The organism is Xanthobacter aminoxidans (assembly GCF_023571765.1).
Taxonomy (GTDB): Bacteria; Pseudomonadota; Alphaproteobacteria; order Rhizobiales; family Xanthobacteraceae; genus Xanthobacter; species Xanthobacter aminoxidans.
The window spans coordinates 1-2,285 of sequence record NZ_JAMJXC010000052.1 but is presented as its reverse complement, the minus strand read 5'-3'; the positions used below and the strand labels follow the sequence as shown (position 1 = coordinate 2,285).

The 2,285-nt window shown below is 56.0% G+C and carries 2 protein-coding genes; both read right to left on the bottom strand.

Features of this window, described 5'->3' with window-relative positions:
• Nucleotides 1–160 precede the first annotated feature (160 nt).
• On the bottom strand, nt 161–1,267 hold the full coding sequence (locus tag EJ105_RS27540) for a helix-turn-helix transcriptional regulator (protein WP_250168873.1): 1,107 nt from the start codon (nt 1,265–1,267) through the stop codon (nt 161–163).
• 622 nt (nt 1,268–1,889) lie between these two features.
• A partial coding sequence (locus EJ105_RS27535) for an integrase core domain-containing protein (protein WP_250168872.1) occupies nt 1,890–2,285 on the bottom strand: 396 nt, incomplete at its 5' end.

Genomic DNA, 2,285 nt, shown 5'->3' with positions numbered 1-2,285 from the left:
CGCCCGCCTCCTGCTCCTTCAGCATCCCTATGATCTGTTCCTCTGTGAACCGTGAGGCTCGCATCGTCCGTCTCCATGATCGACGGACTCTACCTAAATCTGGACGAGGATCAGGGGCTCACGTCACTCTCAGTGCCGGCGCCCATGACTGAGCCTGATCTTATTCCCTCAACGAGGTCGCGAGCCGAATCAATTCAGCGATGCTGTTGATACCGCTCTTGCCGCGAATGTTCCTCATGTGAGTTCGGAAGGTTTCGTACGAGATGTGCGCTGTGTCGGCCGCATCGCGCGCAGAACCATTGTGTTGCACGAGAAGCCTGATCAGGCCTGCTTCCCGCTCCGACAGTCCGAACGACGACTGTAATAGATCGCTCGCTGGAATGAGGTGTCGATCGGGGTCAGTGACGGTGACAATGCCCCATGCCGATTCAAAATAGGCTAAGGAGGGGTCGCTTCTAAGGCGATGCGCGCGGACCAATAGGGGGCGGCCCTTTTCTCGACGAGCGAGCAGTGGCAACCCTGAAGACGGCGATGCTATCGCCGATTGCCGCAACACTCCCGATATCCGTTTCCGGAACGCGTTGTTGTCTGGACCCCGCAATTCGAGCTGGCTATCCTTAATCATAATATCTTTGTTTAAAACCGATTTTGCTGCTGCATTGAACCGGAGGACCTCCGACCGACGATTGAGCAGGAATGCGGGTGTGGTCATAGCCTCCAATGCGTCAGAAACCCCATTCAGGCGCGCCTGATCAAGCTGCTGGATCATTGACGTCAGCATAGATAGGCGAGGCGCTATCGAAGTGAGGACCGCAAGTTCGTTGGGGCTAAAAGGCTCCACCCCCAATGGCCGCTGGATTGAAACACAGCATATTTCGCCAGCGATGTCGGCGCGAAGGCCCGCCCATTCGTCCGCACCATTCTTATGAATGAAATCCTGGAAATAAGGCGAACGGCGCTTTCCTTCGCGAGAAATGACATCTTGATCAGTCACGACGCCCTGACGCACGAATTTCTTCAAAGGGCGCAGGCGGATGTCTGCCTTTATCCAGTTCTCTTCTACATACTGCCGCGCACAAGGAACTAGCGATGGTGACACTGGGTATGGGCCGGGCATCTTTTCATTTAGGGCCGGTAGAACGATCGTCCCAAATGCGCCAATTGCGGAATCGAAGGCTTCAAGCGCAGGCGCCCAACCCATTCCTCGGAATGGAATTTCCAAAAAATGATCTACGGCCCGATCTAAGGCATTCACGTCAAAAGACATTGCAGCATCAGAGGTTACGATAACTGGCTTAGCTTAACATTACTCACGCCCTGCAACAACCTTTGGTTAGGTGGAGATAAAAACGCTGACGCTGCAAATGACGCGAAATTGGGCAAGTCAGGCCTTTTACATCTACTTCTTACCTAGCTTCTCTTTCACGCATTGCTCGACGCGTATGGAGGTATTATCATGAGATCCCTTGCCCGTTCGGCCGTGAATTTGCCTGCATTCTTGAACAGCGGCTTCGCGTGTAGTCGCGCTTTGGGACCCGGATTTTGACGAGCCTTGAGCTGCTGCGGCTGTGGATGCCAAGGACAGCAGAGTTATGAGCGAAACAACCTGTGTGCGGCTGGTCATTATCGGTCTCCCACTTGCTCAACTCCGACGGGCTTCCGTGGAAGCCGCCGATGGTTACGATGGGAGAGGACATGTGCCTTAAAGGGGAGGACTTGTTGATACCTCAAGCGGGGTATGGGCGTTCGGATCCCCCATTCGCGCGGGCTTTCATCTCGGTTGCATCGGTATGCATCGGTCTCGATAATGCGGAAATCGGCTCACGTTCTCAGCTCGCGCACCCGATCGCTTCGAGCTAAGGAAATATTAGTGACGTTGCCCCGAAGTTTTATCCAGCTGTGAGTTCGTTCTGTCGGGTGGATTTGGCCTTTTCGGCCGGGTGAGCGGCGGGATCTGGCGTGGAGCTTTTGACTTGGCGCAGCGGCAGATCCCGTCGCGGATGGAAGGTGGTGGCGAAGGCGGACGGGGTCTGCCAGCCGAGGGCGGAGTGGGGCCTCGATGCATTGTAATCGGACCGCCACCCGCTCAGGGTCGCTCTGGCCTGGCTCAGTGCCGAGAACAGCGTCTCGTTGAGAAGCTCATTGCGCAGGCGGCCGTTGAAGCTCTCGATGAAGGCGTTCTGCATGGGCTTGCCCGGCGCGATGTAATGCCACTCGACCTGTGCCGCGTCCGCCCAGGCGAGGATGGCATTGGATGTGAACTCGCTGCCGTTATCGCTGACGAT